The following is a 16,656-nucleotide window of genomic DNA, read 5'->3' as shown; positions in this document are numbered from 1 at the left end:
TCCTGGCCCTGACGATTACACGGCTAGGCCGTATTCCGCCACGACCCAGCTCGGCTACGATGGTGACGCCGGCAACCTGACCGGTGGGGCAGGGGATGCAATGGACATGCAGGCAGGGGGCGGATTCGATCCGCCGGCAAAGACCGATTCGCAGGAACTGACATTCCACTGGCTCTACCAGCGGGTGCAGGGACTGGTTGAGCACAGCATCTACCCCAAGGCGGGCAGGGTGGAGACGTGGGCGTTTCGCATCGGCGTGGGTGCGGCGATCATCGGCATTCTCATGGGGCAGCTTCCGGATCGATGGCTGCCTCTTGGTGTAGTGCTCCAGGTGGTTGTTGCCTGCCTGGCAATCGAAATCGGAGGGTTCATTGTCGGTGGCGTACTGGCCGCCCGCAGGGGCATTCGCCAGTTCAGCCAGCCGCGGCTCTCGCACGCCCGGGAGATGGATGAAGACTTCGCTCACTGGCAAGCGGTGGTGACCGAGCTTCGCGGATTCCCGCGCGTCCAGCGCGAGCGGCGACTCAAGTTCGTCAGCACCTTGCGCACAAACATGATTGAGCGCATGGGCATGATGTATGGCGGCCTGCAGCGGCTGGGACCATTCCCGCTGTTGATTGCCCTCTACCTGCAGTTCCGCGGATGGAAATGGGGCGACTGGGCGGGCGCTTTCGATGTTGGCCCGCTGGGTGCACTACTGATCTTCGCCATGGTGCTGCTGTACCTGCTGGGCTGGATGCTGATCGGCCTTCGCACCAGGCTTGATACCTACGTTGCCTTGTTGGAGGGCTCCATCCACGAACCCGAGCCCTCCCAGCGAACGCCTTTGTAGCGTCGGGCCATCATGTTCCTCATGCTGAGGGACAAACAGGACTGTGAGTCATCCAGTGAGGCATACGCATGGCTCAAGAGTGCCGCGCTGTGGCTGGATGCAGCCGATTTCTTCGGGCTTGCTGCATCATGTTCGCACATTTCGCCGACTTCACAGGTCTGTACCCCGCAGAGGGGCATAGTAGCCCTTCGGTAGTGTGAGCGCGTCCATCCAGCCACGGGGTTTCCCCGAACGCCAGGAGGTCACTGTGCCAAGTTGTGATGAAGGAATGAAGTTGACGCGTCGCCAGGTGATCGCCGGCGGCGTCACGACCGTGGCGATGTCCGCCGCACCGGGGGCGTCATCGCTCGCCGCCGAACTGGCGGCGCCCCCGCCGCCCAGGCCGCCGGTCATCAGCACGGTGGCATTGACCGTCAACGGCAAGCGGCGGGAACTTGAACTGGACACCCGGACCACGCTGCTCGATGCCCTGCGCGAACATCTGAAGCTGACCGGAACGAAAAAAGGCTGCGACCACGGTCAATGCGGTGCCTGTACCGTGCTGGTCAACGGTGAGCGCCTCAATGCCTGCCTCAGCCTGGCGGTGCAGCACCAGGGCGACGCCATCACCACCATCGAAGGCCTCGGAACCCCCGATGACCTGCATCCGATGCAGGCCGCCTTCATCAAGCATGATGGCTACCAGTGCGGGTATTGCACGCCGGGGCAGATCTGTTCGGCGGTGGCGGTCCTGGACGAAATCAAGCGGGGTGTCCCCAGCCATGTGCAGGCGGATGTCAGCGCACGGCCCCGGGCCACCAACATGGAAATGCGCGAACGCATGAGCGGCAACCTCTGCCGCTGCGGCGCGTATTCCAATATTGCCGAGGCGATGGCAGAGGTCGCTGGCGTAACCTCCGCAGGGAGGCGCTCATGAGGGCCTTCAGTTACGAACGCGCCAAATCCCCGGCCGAGGCCGCCAGGGCCGTCGCCGGTACCGAGGGCGCGAAGTTCCTGGCCGGAGGGACCAACCTGCTCGACCTGATGAAGCTGGAGGTCGAGACGCCAGCGCACCTGGTCGATGTGCAGGACATCGGCCTGGACAGGATCGAACCCACCGACGAGGGCGGCCTGCGCATCGGCACGCTGGTCACCAATACCGCACTGGCCTCGCATGAGCGCGTGCGCCGCGACTACGCGGTGCTGACCCGCGCGATCGTGGCAGGTGCCTCCGGGCAGTTGCGCAACAAAGCCACCACCGGCGGCAACCTGCTGCAGCGCACGCGCTGCCCGTATTTCTACGACCCCAATCTGCCCTGCAACAAGCGCCTGCCCGGATCCGGCTGCGGCGCACTCGAGGGGTTCTCCCGGCAGATGGGCGTGATCGGCACCTCGGACAGCTGCATCGCGACCTATCCGGGCGACATGGCGGTGGCCCTGCGGGTGCTGGACGCCTCGATCCAGACCGTCAGGGGCGACGGCAGTACGCGCAGCATCCCGATTGCCGATTTCCATCGTTCCCCCGGCGACAGGCCGCAGCAGGACAACGTGCTGCAGCGCGGTGAGCTGATCACCCACGTCACGCTGCCGGAACCCCTGGGCGGTCGGCACGTGTACCACAAGGTACGGGACCGCGCCTCCTATGCGTTCGCACTGGTGTCGGTCGCCGCGGTCGTGCAGCGTGACGGCTCGGCGCGGTTCGCCTTCGGTGGGGTCGCGCCGAAGCCGTGGCGCGTCGAGGCAGCCGAACCCCTGCTGCGCGACGGCGTGAAGGCCGCGACCCGGCAGGTGTTCGCCGGTGCCCGTCCGACGCCGGAGAACGCGTTCAAGATCGCGCTCGCCGAGCGCACCCTCGCAGCGGTGTTGGTGGAAGGAGAGCGCTGATGCCCCTTGAATTCAACGCCCCCGCCGGCGACAACCTGTTCGACAAGGCCAAGGTCGTCGGCAAGTCGACGCCGCGCATCGACGGTCCACGCAAGACCACCGGTACCGCCCCCTATGCCTACGAGCGCCATGACGTGGCGCCGAACCAGGCCTACGGCTACATCGTCGGTGCGGGCATCGGCAAGGGGCGCATCATTTCGATGGATGCCTCCCGCGCACGTGCCGCGCCTGGCGTACTGGCGGTCATCACCGCACCGGAAACCAAGCCGGTCGGCACATCGAACTGGAACAATGCACCGTTGTTCGGCGGAGCCGAGGTGGCCCACTACCACCAGGCCATCGCCTGCGTGGTGGCAGAGACCTTCGAGCAGGCCCGCGCCGCCGCGGCGCTGATCCGCACCCGCTACGAGCGCGGCAAGGGCCGCTTCGATTTCCCGGCCCTGGCACCGTCCGCGCCGCTGGCAAAGGGGCGCGGCGGCAAGCCCGACCGGCAGACGCTCGGCGATTTCGACACCGCTTACGCGAGCGCGGCGGTCAAGCTCGACGAGACTTACCACACCTCCGACGAAAGTCATTCGATGATGGAGCCGCACGCCACCATCGCCGCCTGGGAGGGTGACACGCTCACGTTGTGGACGGCGAACCAGATGATCGACTGGGCCAAGCAGGGCATGGCGGCGATCCTCGGCATCGATCCTGCCAAGGTGCGTGTGGACTCGCCCTATATCGGCGGCGGCTTCGGCGGCAAGCTGTTCATCCGTGCCGACGCGGTGCTGGCCGCGTTGGCGGCCAAGCAGGTCGGGCGACCGGTGAAGATCGCGCTGCAGCGCCCGTTGATGCCCAACAACACCACGCACCGGCACGCCACCCTCCAGCGCGTGCGGATCGGCTGCGGAAAGGATGGCCGGATCTCCGCCATCGCCCATGAGAACTGGTCGGGCAACATCAACGGCGAGGACGGCGAAAACGGCACCCTGCAGACGCCCAAGCTCTATGCGGGCGCCAACCGCCTGGTGGCCAACTACATCGCCACGCTCGACATGCCCGAAGGCAATGCGATGCGCGCACCGGGCGAAGCACCGGGCCACATGGCGCTGGAGGTGGCGATGGATGAAATGGCCGAGAAGCTGGGCCTCGACCCGATCGCGTTCCGCATCCTCAACGAGCCCGAGGTGGTACCCGGCGATCCGTCCAAGAAGTTCTCCGACCGCAACCTGGTGCGCTGCCTGCGCGAAGGCGCGGAGCGCTTCAACTGGAACAAGCGCAACCCCAGGCCGGCGCAGGTCAGGGAAGGGGACTGGCTGGTCGGCATGGGCGTGTCCGCGGGCTATCGCGGCGCACCGACGATGAAGTCGGCGGCGCGGGTCCGGCTTGACGGCCAGGGCGGGGTGATTGTCGAGACCGACATGACCGACATCGGCACCGGCTCCTACACGATCATCGCGCAGACGGCAGCCGAGACCATGGGCGTGCCGCTGGACCGGGTCCAGGTGACCCTCGGCGACTCCCGTCATCCCGCCTCCGCCGGTTCCGGCGGCCAGTGGGGCGCGGCAAGCTCCACCGCAGGCGTGTACGCGGCGTGCGTCAGCCTGCGCCGCAAGGTGGGCGAGAAACTGGGCTTCGACGGCGACACCGCAGACTTCGCCAATGGCCGCATCCAGGCGGGCGGGCGGACGATCAAGCTGGCGGAGGCGGGCACACTGTCGGCGGAGGACGGCATTGCCTTCGGCGACTTCAAGCAAGGCTACGACGTCGGCACCTATGCAGGGCATTTCTGCGAGGTTGCCGTGCATGCCTACACGGGAGAGACGCGCATCCGCCGCATGCTTGCCGTATGCGATGGCGGCCGGATCCTCAATCCGCTCTCCGCACGCAGCCAGGTCATCGGCGGAATGGTGATGGGTGCGGGCGCGACCCTCATGGAGGAGCTGGTGGTCGACAAACGGCTTGGCTTGTTCATCAACCACGACCTGGCCGGCTACGAGGTTCCCGTGCATGCCGACATCCCGTACCAGGAAGTGGTCTTCCTCGACACGCTGGATCCGGTGATCTCGCCGATGAAGGCCAAGGGTGTGGGTGAACTGGGCATCTGCGGGGTCGGCGCCGCGATCGCCAATGCGGTCTACAACGCAACCGGCGTGCGCGTGCGCAACTATCCCATTACCCTGGACAAGCTGCTGCCCGGCTTGCCCGACGTAGGCTGACGTTGCGCATGGACCGACCCGTAGCCTCACCCGCGCTGGAAGCTTCAGCGGCAGGCGGAGGGGAGCCCGGCGATCTTGCCGAGGACATGTCTGCAGCGCCGGGCTTCCTCGCCGAAGGCAGCCCGCGCGGCGTCCTCGAGACGGCCTTGACGCGCGTGCGCGCAGGTGAGTACGCCGTGCTCGCGCTGGTGCTGGAAACCGATGGCTCCACGTACGCCGGTGCCGGCGACATGGTGCTGTTCTGCAACGGCGGCCAAGTCGGCTGGCTCAGCGGCGGATGCCTGGAGCCCGAGCTCGCGCGACGCGCGGAGCAGGTGAGCGCGGCAGGGCGGGTCGACTGGATCGAGATCGACACCCGCAGTGACGACGACCTGTTGAGTGGGTCCGCGCTCGGGTGCCGCGGCCGGCTGCGAATTGCGCTTCTGCCGTTGCGTGCCATGTCCGGCATCGACGACGTCATCGAGGCCTGGTTGCGCGAGGGTGTGTCACTCCAGCGCGACCTTCGCACGTCGGGGCAGGTCGTTTTCCGCGCCGGCCATCTCGAGCAGGCATGGCAGCTGCATCCGATGGACGGGGCGCAGTCCTTTGGCGAGGGCGCATGGCATTTGCCGTTGCTCCGGCTTCCGCGGGTCCTGGTGTTGGGGGGCGGTCCCGAAACGCCCTTCCTGGTTCCGTTGCTGCGGGGCCTGGGGTGGCGGGTCAGCGTGGCCGAACGGCGAGCGCGCTGGGCCTCTGCCGGGCAGTGCGCGGATGCGCATCTTCAGGCCAGCCCGGCCGAGGCCCTTCATGGCGAACCGTGCGACGCGGCACTGGTGATGCATCACGACTTCGAACTGGACCGGGAGGCGCTGGTGGCCCTGGCTGATACCAAAGTCGCGTTCATTGGACTGCTGGGTCCGCGTCGAAGGCGCGAGGACCTGTTCAAGCTGCTGACACCGGATCAGCGCCACTGCCTTTCCCCGAGACTTCGATCACCGGTCGGCCTGGACATCGGCGGCCGAGGGCCCGAGGCAATTTCGCTCAGCATCGCCGCGCAGCTGCAGCAATGGCGAAGCGCGCACGGCAGGTGACTGACGCGCATGCGGTCGTCGTGCTGGCTGCCGGCGGGAGCACCCGACTTGGCCAGCCCAAGCAGCTTCTGACCCGGCAGGGCGAAACCCTGGTACATCGCGTGGCGCGGTTGGCGCGGGAGCTCGCGCCAGCGCAGGTCCTAGTCGTAGTGGGCGCGAAGGCACAGGCCGTGACATCCAGCATTGCCGGGCTGGAGGCCACCCCGGTAACCAACCACCACTGGGAACGCGGCCTGGCGAGCAGCCTGCAGGTTGCCGGCGCGCACCTGCTGCCCACGGTGACTGCGGTGATGGTCGTGGCATGCGACCAGCCCGCAATCGAGCGCTCCCATCTGCAGGCGCTGCTTTCGGGTGCCCGCGCCTCGGCGTCAGGGTGCGCTGGCACCCGTCATGGAGACGCGCTTGGCATTCCTGCAGTAGTGCCGCGTGCATGGTTTGCCCACGTCGGTGCAGCCGGTGACCGCGGCTTCGGAACGCGCTTGAGGCAGCTTCCCAGCAATGCCGTGCATGCCTTTCAAGCGCCGGAGCTGGGCCTGGATATCGATACCCCAGAAGATCTTGCGCGTGCGCGCGATGCGGGCTGGATCGATGCCGGGAGGTGACTCGCATGATCACTGAGCGCAGGTGACGAGCGGCAGGGCTGGAGCCCGAACCCTCGCTGCCCCCAGCCCTGTAGAGTCGGGCCATGCTCGGCTACGGCACGCCACATCGCGCCCCATCAGGCGCATCACCAGCAAGAATCTGCAGCACCCGATCGAACAGAACAGGCTCCGGCACGCCAGCCAGTACCTGCTCCAGGTAGTCCAACGGCTCCAACTGCCATTGGAGGAGCGCCCGCAACTGCACAACGGCGGGCGCCCGCTGCTTCGCGTCCAATGAGACCTGCAACAGCAGATGGTGGGAGCGCCTCTCCAGCAAGAGCACCGGAACGCCGTTGCAGCGAATCTGGAAAGCGACATCCCGTTGCCGTTCAACGAACTGGAAGCCCTGCCGAGGCCGAGCCTCCACGAACTGCACCGCTTGGCGGCGCAGCTGTGAAAAGCGATTGTCGGTGATGCTGTGGAAAGCGAGCTGCTCGGGCACCGGCGGTGCCGGCCACTGCGTCTGTGCCGCAACCACCACCGCAAGACAGAGCGCGGTGGCCGCCCAGCGCCACCAGGCCACTCAGCCCTCCGGATGCAGTCGGGTACTGGCGTGTGCGGCAAGGCCGATTCCGGCCATGATCAGCCCCTCCATCACGCGCGGGCCAACGTACTGCTCCAGCTCGCCGTTCTCGCGGGCACGCTGTGCGGCCAGCAGGATCTCCAGCACCACCCGAAGACCCGCCAGCGAGCAGTCGGTGTCCGCCAGGGCGATGCGTCGGCCTGGCATCTGATGGCGCTCTGGCCACGGCTGACCATCGGAGGCGGCGCCGGAGCCGATGCTGTGCAGCAGGGCGATGAGGGTGTTCGGGTCCAGCGCAGGGCTATTGGCAGGCGCGTCGTGGATGGGGTGCGGGGCAGGGGAGTGGGGCTGGGTCATGGCGGAGCTCCTTGCGTGCATGCAGAAGCCGCCACCGATAAAGGTGGCGGACGATGCGTGGTTCGAAACCCCGTGTGTGGATGACCGGGCAGGCGCAAGGCCTCCACGCACCGCCCGCCATAGCCGACTGACGGATTGCCAGCCGGCACCGCGCGAAGCAGTGCCGGCTGGCAAGTGCGAGCAACATCCACACAACCGGGGTTTCGAATCCCGACCACCGATGCACGGTGGCAGGGCAAGGAATACGCGGACCTATGCGTGATGCCAATGCAGTAGGGCTGATGACGTCACTACTTTCAACATTTTCAGAATCGTTGCATACGACGCAACCAAGCTGGAGCCTTGCGCTGCAATGCTATCGGCGATGTCGGTGGTGCAAGTCTGCCGACTGTCGGCATCCGCCCGGCGAGGCTGTGAGCGAGGCGGATGCGACATGTTTGCCAAGGGCCGTCGGGCGTCAGTAGCCCTTCAACGCGGCCTTAGTCCGCTCCAGCCATGTGGCATTGTGGCTCCGTGCGTGGCGCGACCAATGCTGGGCATCGTCGATGATGCTGGCGAACAGGCTGCGGGCTTGCTCGCGATCGCCGGGTTGCGGCTGCGCCATCAGCCATTCGGCGTACAGGCAGCGGGCGGCCGCATCGTTTCCGCATTCGACGGCGCGCTCGAATGCAGCGCGGGCTCCGGGCGCTTGGGCGGCAGCCAATGCCTGCGCGTAAAGCAGGGTCTGTTCCGGCTTGCGGCGCACGTCCGGATGGCGGGCGAACAGGCCGTCCAGCGTCTCCACCGCAAGCGCAGCGTGCCCGGACTCGAGGCGGGCACGGGCGAGGCCGGTCAGGATGTAGGGATCGTCGCCCAGCGGCGAGCTGGCTGCCTGCTCGAGCAGGGCCCTGGCTTCCTCGGCCTGGCCGGCATCCAGCAGCGTCATGCCCAGGCGAACCCGGTTCTGCACGGTGGGCGTGCGCGCCAGTTCGGCACGGGCGTTGCGCAGGTCCTCGTCTGGGTCCATCAACTGCTTGGCGGAGCGGATGGCCTGACGGGCGCCCCGCGAAGTACGGGCTTCCGGGAAGTAGATCGCCAGGAAGTAGACGACACTGCCGAGCAGCGGGAATGAAAAGAGCAGGATGAGCCAGTAAAGGCTCTGGCCAGAGCGGATGGCGTGCACCGCGAAGTAGATGGCCGCCAGTACATGGAGTCCGATTCCGATATAGGGCATGTGTGCCGTCTCGTCCTTGTGAGGGGTGGAACTATAGTGGGGGTGGGGTGGGGCGCCAATGGGGTGGGGCGATAGGGTGTGACGCGTCACGTTAATAGGGTGAGTTCTGCAGGACGGAGCGCTGCATGCCACTATGTGGCGGGACTGCACTGATGAAAGGTGATGCATGGGGCGTCCCTAACTTCCGCCCATTGGGGTCAGAAAAATCAAGTAGATCATGGTGATTTGTGGGAACGATCAAGATTGAGCGCTCAGAAGAGACCTATGTGGCTGAGTATTTTGTAGATCAAGGCCTCATCACTGTTTACGGAGAACGCGGCCAAGAATCCACTCAAATCGGAGGGCTTAGCGAGCGGCAAGTAGCAATATTGCTGCTCAATAGCCTTATTCGTAAGGGTCAAATCGACCCTGTGAATCCGAGTACGGACCAACAATAGATTCAAGCGAAGGCAATCGGTGACGGTCTCCGCTGTGGTCACCCACTGAAGATTCGATCGATATTCAAGTCTCGTCAACGGCAGGGGGACGGGCACAGCCCTGACGCAGTGGCTGAGAGGCGAAAGCCCTAGTCTCACTAGCGAAATCACTCTCTCGAGTGGGGCAAGATGAGTCTTCAGATCACCTTGACCAGGCCGGATACTCGGTTCGCACCTGGAATTAACCCTAGATGACAATTCTAAAAGAACAACACGAAACCTTTGCCCGGTTCTTTACAGCGCCAACCCGTGAGGCGCTGCGTGACCTGCTTCGTCGCAACATCGGCGAAACTGATTATCTGGACTTCAAGGCTGATTGGCCTGCGCTGCCAAAGCTCGCCCGCCACATTTTAGCCTTGGCGAATTCTGGCGGTGGTGCGCTCGTCGTGGGCGTATCGCAACAAGCCGACGGCAATCTGATCCCGAGCGGCTTGCCGATCCTCAAGGACAAGGCGCAGCTGATCCCGCCGCTCAGCAGCTATCTACCCAAGTCGCTTGAGTATGAGATTCTTGATTTTTCCTTCGGCGCGGCAGAGTACGAAACCTTGGTGGGTAAGTCGTTCCAAGTGCTGCTGGTGGAAGAAGAGCCCAAACTCCTGCCGTTCCTAGCCTTGAGGGACGGGGAGGGCCTACGGACTAGCGCGGTATACGTGCGCAATGGCACGACGTCCACAGAAGCCGGCCACTTTCAGCTGCAGACTGTGCTCAACCGACGCATAGAGTCGGGTTATTCCAGCCAGCCTAGCCTAGACCTCGACAAGCACTTGGCTCAGCTGCGCGTCCTGGATGAGCATCGGGAAACGAACGATAGCTGGGTGAGGCAACTCAATCGCGATGAGCTAAGCCGCTTCGACGATACAGAGTCGGACGACTACAAAGAGTTCATCGAAGACGCATACCAAGCGAAGAAGCAGGCGATTTGGCGATTGCTGGGTCTATGAGGCGCGGTCAACAAAGATAAATAGGAGCTTAGCTAAGCACTGGTGCGATGGCTAGGCTAGTGCCAAGACGTCGATTCGCATCTCTATCGCCTAGACGACGCCAGCACGGGCGCGGTCCTTCCGACCGCAGGGAGAGTGAGACCGGCGCCGGCGCCGGCGTCCGCGTCAGTGGCGAGCAGGGCACGTCTAACGCGAACGGAAGCGCGCTGGTGCATGTCGGTGATCGCCCGATGGGACGTTCCCAGAATCCAAACATTGCCCGCCAAGTTTCTCGCTCTAACGCCAGTAGATGGCGGAAGTCCTAGCGAGAGGGGTAAAATCCGGCGACCTTGGGGGGACCGTGCGGGGGATCATGCCAATTGCCATTGATCCGCGCCTAACGGCGCGACTTGTTGATCGCTTGACTACGGAGCTGGACCAAGCAACGGTCTTTGGTAACGTCGCCGTCATGACTTCATCAATGCCAGGCCTCGGCAGCATTGACCGAAGCCTGCCAAGCAAAGGTGCTTTGGCGGAAGAGTTGCGCCTATACATCGGCGACCAGCCATTTTCCACATTCATTTCTGGCGAAATCCAACGGCTTTTCAGAGGGACCACCTTTGACGTCAATGCACGTGAGATGCCGCTTTCTGCCTTTGAGGGAACCGAAGACACGAGGCAAGTAGCAACGGAGCTTGTTAGGCAGTTTTGCTCACTGCCTTGGAGCTATGAGGTTTGCCTTCGCCTGCCCGATGGCCTTTACCAAATCTTAGTGGCCCATCGCGGGGGGCTCGCGCTTTCCGATCGCCATCGACTGGTCCTTGGGGCGGATCTCGAAGATCCGTACCCCAAACCAACCAACCAACTTTCCCTCTCAGCGCTGACAAGCTCAACACTGTTAGGCGCGTTCTCCGGGACACGTCAAACATCGCTCTGGGATAAAGACGCCGCATACCTTGTCGTTAAGGTCGAAGGCTATTTCAGGATATCCGCGACTGAGCCCATTCTTTCCGCACGCGATGACATGTTCGCTTTTCTTGGCCTAGGCATTGCCCTTGGGCTCTTCTCGGCCGGTGCCGGGGGCACCCTTGGTGAGGCGCCCCAATCTACTCAGTTGATCGTGTATCGACAGTCTCGCGAAGATGTACCAGGATCAGGCTTCTTCGCTCTGGAAGATCATCAACAGAAGGGCATCCAATGCCTCGGCCTAGCATGGGATCTTGGTCGAGAGTCCAGCGCCGTCCTTGAAAAATTGGATCGCGTCAGCCTGATTCTTCGATCAAAGGAGAGCAAGAACATCAAGCTTTCTGCGCGCTGGCTTTTCGACAGCTACTGCGGCCGTGACAAGCTGCTCAGCTACGTGCAGGCGACGGTGGCCTTGGAAATTCTGCTCGGAGATGAGGATGCTGATGCAAATGTCAGCTTGGGCACCCTTATCGCCAATCGATGTGCCTACCTTATCGCGACCTCGCCAGAGGGACGATCAAACATAGTTAGTGCTTTTCGCGACATATATCGTATCCGGTCAAAGATTGTTCATCGCGGAAAGAGTCGCCTGAACTCAGACGAGAGTGGTCTTTTCCGCTACCTTCAGGAATTGGTGAAACTTGTAATTGATAAGGAGCAGCGACTCATGGAGCGGGGCGGCAAGAAGGAATGAAGATGTGGATCTCAGCAGGCATTCTGGTGCTGGCATACAGCGCGTCTTGACAGACTCAACAACTGAGCAAATGCGACACTAAGACTGGCGTTAGGTATCGATCCGGCCCAGCCCCTACGGAAGCGCTTCACGCGCGCTGGCGAGGCCTCGGCCCACGGATCATGTAGACCACATGGAGGTTTAGATCACCGACGCCCAATCGCCGTTCTCGGCGAATTCTGAGGACTTCGGCAAGGTAGATCACGCCGGATTTCGCCGAGGCGGATCCCGTAGAGGCCGGAGCCGATCGTGCCGCCAAGCCTGTGCGAGCCTCGGCCATCATCAGCCGCCATTCCCGCGCAATGTTGCAGGTCAGAGACCACCAGGCCATATCGCAGGGCTCCAGCTGGTGACCTTAAGGGGTGAACATGTGCCCAGCTTGGAAGACGAGACCGGCCAAGGGTCGGTTAGGTCAGTTCGGTGATGCGGATCGATCTCGATCATGCTGCAAGCTCATCCTTGTCGGGGGAGCCAGGAGGGAGGCAAGTGCCAAGCGGAGCCCATAAAGGCCCACATTCGGGTAATTCATAATTTCGCATAATGTATATTATGTTCAAAGCCTCTCCGAGGACGCTCGCGTACCGCTCGCCTCAATCACCGGCCTTGCTATGCCAAGCCAAGAAGCCAGCCTCCCCAGCCTGCCCCTCGCGGCCTGGCAGCTACGGCTTCCTCCATCGTCCGAAATGATCTCTTCCTCTTCAAAGGCGGCTCCATTCAGTCCTTGATAGGCAACGAAAGCCAACGCTCTCAATGACAGCAAGGCAGACAAATCTGTAGGCGCCCAAAGCAGGACCTTCATCGTTCTCCCGCCTCCAATTGCATCGGCCGGTCACTTGCCATGACGGGAACGTGATTTCCGTCCGGCGTGACGCGTCACGTTAATGGTCTATGGCAGTCCGCTGCCGCAGGCCCTCCATCTCAACCTGGCGCCCCTTTCTGCACTAGCTCGAAAGCAGCCCCTTCGCCAGAAGCGTGATCCGGGTTGCCGCATTGAGGTCGTACGCACCCAGATCCTTCGGTTCCACCCAGGCATGGGCATCAAACTCTTCGTTGATCGTAACGTCACGGTTCCGTGCCTCGCAGTCGAAGATCAGGTAGATCATGTGAATCTGCTCGCTGGAACCGTCCGGATAGAGCTTGGTGCGGATGTCGTCGCGGAAGGTCCATGGTTGAACGGCACCGATCTGCAGCGCGTGCCCCAGCTCTTCGCGGATCTCCCGGCGCAGGCCTTCCTCGATGCGTTCGTCGGGCTCCAGCCCACCGCCGGACAGTGCCCATTGGCCCGGGAATGCACCACGGTAACGGCATGCGGCACAGCAGATAGGCGCCCTGGTTCTGGATCAGCGGGCATACGATGACACGTTGTCTCACAGGGTCTTCCTTGATGCTGGACAGGTGCTGGAAGGATTGTATGAAACCCGGCGGCATCCCGATGGGTTGCAATTGATTTAGTGTGGCAGGCCACAACGAATCTGAGCGGCGCGCCGGCTTCACATGCTGCCGCCGGTCACTTCGCAATAGTGCGGGGGTCCTCGTTGTTCGAGTGGTTCATGTCCCCTCCTCCTGCGCCCGTACATCACCTGCCCCGGCGACGGCGCATTGCCATCTACATCCTGCTGGGCTTGTATGTTGCCTACCTCCTGGCCGGCAACATCTTCCTCAACACGCCACTGTTCGACCAGGTCACCAACCGCAAGCCGCACAAGTTCGTGATGACCACGGGCCCGGCCATCACCCTGCTGCCCGGCCACGTGATCGCCTGGAACGTGCACATGCGCGGCCACGTGAACCACACCGTCTACGTGTTGCATGCAGACCGCGCCAGCGCCCGATTGGCGGTGCTGCCCCTGTTCCAGCGCGAGGTGCGGGTGCCAAGGCTGCAGGCCACCGGAGTTTCCGCCGAGATCAGCCGCGTCGAAGAAGCCATCCCTTCACCGCCGCGCAGCGACCAGGGCTGGACCTTGCGTTTCGACGCCATCCACAGCGACAGCATCCGCAGCGCACGCTTCGGCAAGCTGCTGATCATCGGCAAGGGCCAAGGTACTGTGGGGTTCCTGAAGCAGCTGCGTGGCGGCCCATCCGAACTGTTCGATTCCGAAGTCTCGTTCAGCAAGGCAGACACCAGCTATGACGGCGTGCAGCTGTTGGGCGACATGGATCTCACCGCGCGCTTCAGCTATCCGCGCCATTATCGGGACCAGGCGCCCGGCCTGGCCAAGTTGAAGCTGCTGCATGCCCAGCTCGAGGTGGAGGCCCGCAGCCAGGGCCTGCGCATGGACACCGATGCCACAACGCCGAAGATCTCCAGCGCGCCCGTGCCCGGGCGCCTGCAGCTGGCGCTCCACCTGATCGATAGCCAGCTGCAGCCCGGCGACCACGCGCTGTGGCAGGTGCCGCTCCATCTGGGCGATGGCGCCCCCGATCGCGGCATGCTGGCACTGCAGCTCAATGTGGCCAAGGACCTGCGCCTGCAGGCGCGCCTGCCGCCAAAGCCCGGTTCTGGCAGCGAGGTGGATGCCGATCTGCATATCAGTGGCCGGCACATTCCCTTCCAGCAGCCCGCACAGCTGCTGGAACGCAGCTCTGGCACTGTGCGCGGCGAATGGACGTTCACCTCGCTCAACTGGATCCCTGCCCTGTTCGTCCGCAAGCCGTGGCTGCAACTGGACGGCGGCGGCACGCTGAAAGCCGATCTGCGCCTGCGCAATGGCGAACTGATCGAAGGCAGCACCGTGGACATCCCGGCTGCCGAGGCCGTGGCCGAAGTCGCCGGCGTACGCCTGGCGGGCACGGCCAGCGCCCATGGCGAGTTGAAGGCCGGCAGCCCCAGCCAGGCCCAGCTGGCCGTCCGGCTGCCGCGATTCACTGCGCGGCCAACCGATGCCAGGGACGTGCGCCTGTTCGACGGCCGGGATCTGGCCCTGGACCTGACCGGCGATGGCCGCCTGCAGGAACTGCGCAAAGGCGTTCGCGCGCAACTGCGCTTCAGTGAAGCCACCATTCCTGATCTGACCGCCTACAACCGCTACCTCGGCTCACCGCAGGTGCGGCTGCTGCGTGGCACCGGCACCGTGAGCGGTGATGCGACCCTCGACACCGACGGGCGCGTCGGCCATGGCACGGCCCGGCTGTTGGGGCGCAACGCCAGCGCAAAGGTGGCAGGGTTGGACATGGGCGGCGATATCGACGTGAACGCAACGCTGCGCCGCGGTGACTTCAACCAGCGTCATTTCGATCTGTCCGGTACCACGGTCGAGCTGCGCAACGTGCAGGTGGCGGACACGCAGGGCTCGACGGCATGGAAAGGCCGCGTCGCCTTCAAGCGTGGCCGTATCGATGCGCAGTCTCCGTTCCAGGTGGATGCCACCACGGACCTGGATCTCAGCGATGCGCGACCGTTGCTGGCGCTGTTCGCAGAGCGCACCGACTACCCGCGCTGGACCTTGTCGCTGCTGGATTCCGGACAGGTACAGGCACAGGCGACGCTGCGCTGGCGCCCTGGCCATCTGGTCATCGATCGCCTGCAGGCCGAGAACGATCGGCTGTCGGTACGCGCGCGGCTGGATCTGCTGGAACAGCGCAAACGCGGTGATCTCTATCTCCGGTGGGGGCTGCTGGGTGCGGGCATCGAGCTGGACGGCGATCAGCGCCAATGGCATCTGGCCAAGGCGCGCGAGTGGTTTGATCAACGGCCTTCGCTGCTGCCAGCAAGCCAGGGATCGTCTGCCGCCGGATCTTCAGACTGAAGGCCCGCGACCTGCATCCATTCGCGGCCTCTGCGCGTATACCGGATCATGCGCATCATGGAGCTGTACGGTATGAAGCGGAGTTCGCAGGTTTTCGGGCTGCTGGGATGGGTGGCGATCACCTTCGTCGCGGCCGCCTTGGGCGCGTGGGCGTCCACATCCGCGGCCAGCTTCTACGCCACCCTCGATCTTCCCCCGTGGGCACCACCGGCCAGTGTCTTTGGTCCGGTGTGGACCCTGCTCTACGCCATGATGGCGATTGCCGCGTGGCTGGTGTGGCGCGAACGCGGCTGGCGCGGGGCACGACCGGCGCTGATGCTCTACCTGGTGCAGCTTGCCGTCAATGCGCTGTGGAGTTGGCTGTTCTTCGGCTCGAAGCTGGGCGCCCTGGCCTTCGTTGACATTCTTGTATTGATTGCGCTGGTTTGCGCAGCGATCGTCGCGTTTGCGCGCATCCGTCCGACTGCGGCGGCGCTGCTGCTTCCCTATCTGGCCTGGATCTCGTTCGCCTCGGCGCTCAACTTCGCGGTATGGCGAGCCAATCCCGGGCTGCTGTGATCTCCGCCGCTTACGCCTGGGCAACGGCCTGCGGGCGCCAGGTCCGCAGCAGGGCCGGCTTGAACGCCTGCTGCCCGCAGCCGGTAGGGCATCGCACCACCCGCGCCGCAGTATGGCTGACCAGGCCCTGCCCTTCTTCGGCCTTGAAGATCGTCTCGCAGGACAGGCAGCGGGCAACCAGCGAATACAGGTGCAGCAGCCGGCCACTGGCCGGGTCCTGCAGTGCGTCCACATCCAGCAGTTCAAACTGGCAGCTGTCAGCCAGCATGCGGTACGGGGACAGGGGCGCGGGCTGCAGGTTCACGGGGCGGTCGCTCAGGGAAGTGGATCCACTCTAGGCAATGATCTGTCGAGCTGATGTGCAGCGTAGATGTATTCTTCGCGAAAACCTCAAGTGCTCGACCTCGTCCCTACATGAAGAATTCAGCTTGGACAGAAGCACGCTTCATACGCATACACTGGTAGGCGAATGTACGATTTTGCTTCACCATTGATGGGTACCGGATGTACCACTGGGCCTTCCAGCCATCCACGAATGATGAGTCCCGCCCTTG

Annotated in this window: 15 protein-coding genes; 10 read left to right on the top strand and 5 right to left on the bottom strand. The window is 63.8% G+C overall.

Annotated features, from left to right (window positions below; all coding sequences use genetic code 11):
* The first annotated feature begins 100 nt into the window (after positions 1–100).
* The 6 genes from Q9Q79_RS10365 to Q9Q79_RS10340 all read left to right on the top strand — a co-directional run bounded on the left by Q9Q79_RS10365 (position 101) and on the right by Q9Q79_RS10340 (position 6,571).
* Complete coding sequence (locus tag Q9Q79_RS10365; RefSeq protein ID WP_201862036.1) at positions 101–832, top strand: hypothetical protein; 732 nt, start codon at positions 101–103, stop codon at positions 830–832.
* Positions 833–1,100: 268 nt separating this feature from the next.
* Complete coding sequence (gene paoA, locus Q9Q79_RS10360; protein ID WP_201862066.1) at positions 1,101–1,748, top strand: aldehyde dehydrogenase iron-sulfur subunit PaoA; 648 nt, start codon at positions 1,101–1,103, stop codon at positions 1,746–1,748.
* Positions 1,745–2,695: a xanthine dehydrogenase family protein subunit M gene (locus Q9Q79_RS10355; protein WP_021202434.1), complete on the top strand. Its 951-nt coding sequence runs from the start codon at positions 1,745–1,747 to the stop codon at positions 2,693–2,695. The genes paoA and Q9Q79_RS10355 overlap by 4 nt, the downstream gene beginning before the upstream one ends.
* Positions 2,695–4,899, top strand: coding sequence for an aldehyde oxidoreductase molybdenum-binding subunit PaoC (paoC, locus tag Q9Q79_RS10350; RefSeq protein ID WP_201862038.1), 2,205 nt, complete (start codon positions 2,695–2,697; stop codon positions 4,897–4,899). The genes Q9Q79_RS10355 and paoC overlap by 1 nt, the downstream gene beginning before the upstream one ends.
* 8 nt (positions 4,900–4,907) lie before the next feature.
* Positions 4,908–5,969 carry an XdhC/CoxI family protein gene (locus Q9Q79_RS10345; RefSeq protein WP_197613609.1) on the top strand — a complete coding sequence of 354 codons (1,062 nt, stop codon included), beginning with the start codon at positions 4,908–4,910 and terminating at the stop codon, positions 5,967–5,969.
* On the top strand, positions 5,945–6,571 hold the full coding sequence (locus tag Q9Q79_RS10340) for a nucleotidyltransferase family protein (RefSeq protein ID WP_201862040.1): 627 nt from the start codon (positions 5,945–5,947) through the stop codon (positions 6,569–6,571). Before Q9Q79_RS10345 ends, Q9Q79_RS10340 begins: the two co-directional genes overlap by 25 nt.
* 91 nt (positions 6,572–6,662) lie before the next feature.
* Here Q9Q79_RS10340 and Q9Q79_RS10335 read toward each other — a convergent pair whose 3' ends face one another.
* The 3 genes from Q9Q79_RS10335 to Q9Q79_RS10325 form a co-directional block, all read right to left on the bottom strand.
* Entirely contained in the window at positions 6,663–7,133 is a 471-nt protein-coding gene (locus Q9Q79_RS10335) for a hypothetical protein (protein ID WP_201862042.1), read from the bottom strand.
* Positions 7,134–7,490 carry a hypothetical protein gene (locus Q9Q79_RS10330; protein WP_053505975.1) on the bottom strand — a complete coding sequence of 119 codons (357 nt, stop codon included), beginning with the start codon at positions 7,488–7,490 and terminating at the stop codon, positions 7,134–7,136.
* A 457-nt stretch (positions 7,491–7,947) separates the two neighbouring features.
* A complete protein-coding gene (locus Q9Q79_RS10325; protein ID WP_201862067.1) occupies positions 7,948–8,703 on the bottom strand; it encodes a tetratricopeptide repeat protein in 756 nt (251 codons plus the stop codon).
* Between the two features lie 667 nt (positions 8,704–9,370).
* Between Q9Q79_RS10325 and Q9Q79_RS10320 the strand changes: the two genes are divergently transcribed.
* Both Q9Q79_RS10320 and Q9Q79_RS10315 read left to right on the top strand, forming a co-directional pair.
* A complete protein-coding gene (locus Q9Q79_RS10320) occupies positions 9,371–10,120 on the top strand; it encodes an ATP-binding protein (RefSeq protein WP_201862043.1) in 750 nt (249 codons plus the stop codon).
* A gap of 352 nt (positions 10,121–10,472) precedes the next feature.
* A complete protein-coding gene (locus tag Q9Q79_RS10315) occupies positions 10,473–11,759 on the top strand; it encodes a HEPN domain-containing protein (RefSeq protein WP_159054962.1) in 1,287 nt (428 codons plus the stop codon).
* Positions 11,760–12,739: 980 nt separating this feature from the next.
* Here the strand turns inward: Q9Q79_RS10315 and nudI are convergent.
* Positions 12,740–13,069, bottom strand: coding sequence for a nucleoside triphosphatase NudI (nudI, locus tag Q9Q79_RS10310; RefSeq protein ID WP_236672539.1), 330 nt, complete (start codon positions 13,067–13,069; stop codon positions 12,740–12,742).
* A gap of 279 nt (positions 13,070–13,348) precedes the next feature.
* On the opposite strand from nudI, the gene Q9Q79_RS10305 reads away from it, so the two are divergent.
* Positions 13,349–15,544 carry a hypothetical protein gene (locus Q9Q79_RS10305; protein ID WP_201862044.1) on the top strand — a complete coding sequence of 732 codons (2,196 nt, stop codon included), beginning with the start codon at positions 13,349–13,351 and terminating at the stop codon, positions 15,542–15,544.
* 72 nt (positions 15,545–15,616) lie between these two features.
* Complete coding sequence (locus Q9Q79_RS10300) at positions 15,617–16,102, top strand: TspO/MBR family protein (protein ID WP_201862070.1); 486 nt, start codon at positions 15,617–15,619, stop codon at positions 16,100–16,102.
* Between the two features lie 10 nt (positions 16,103–16,112).
* Here Q9Q79_RS10300 and Q9Q79_RS10295 read toward each other — a convergent pair whose 3' ends face one another.
* Positions 16,113–16,406 (bottom strand): hypothetical protein, encoded by a 294-nt coding sequence (locus Q9Q79_RS10295; RefSeq protein ID WP_033835164.1) that lies wholly within the window; start codon positions 16,404–16,406, stop codon positions 16,113–16,115.
* Positions 16,407–16,656: the final 250 nt, after the last annotated feature.

It is taken from the genome of Stenotrophomonas sp. a6 (assembly GCF_030913325.1).
Lineage (GTDB): Bacteria > Pseudomonadota > Gammaproteobacteria > Xanthomonadales > Xanthomonadaceae > Stenotrophomonas > Stenotrophomonas maltophilia.
The sequence above is the reverse complement of the archived record's forward strand: the minus strand, read 5'-3'. Positions and strand labels throughout refer to the sequence as shown.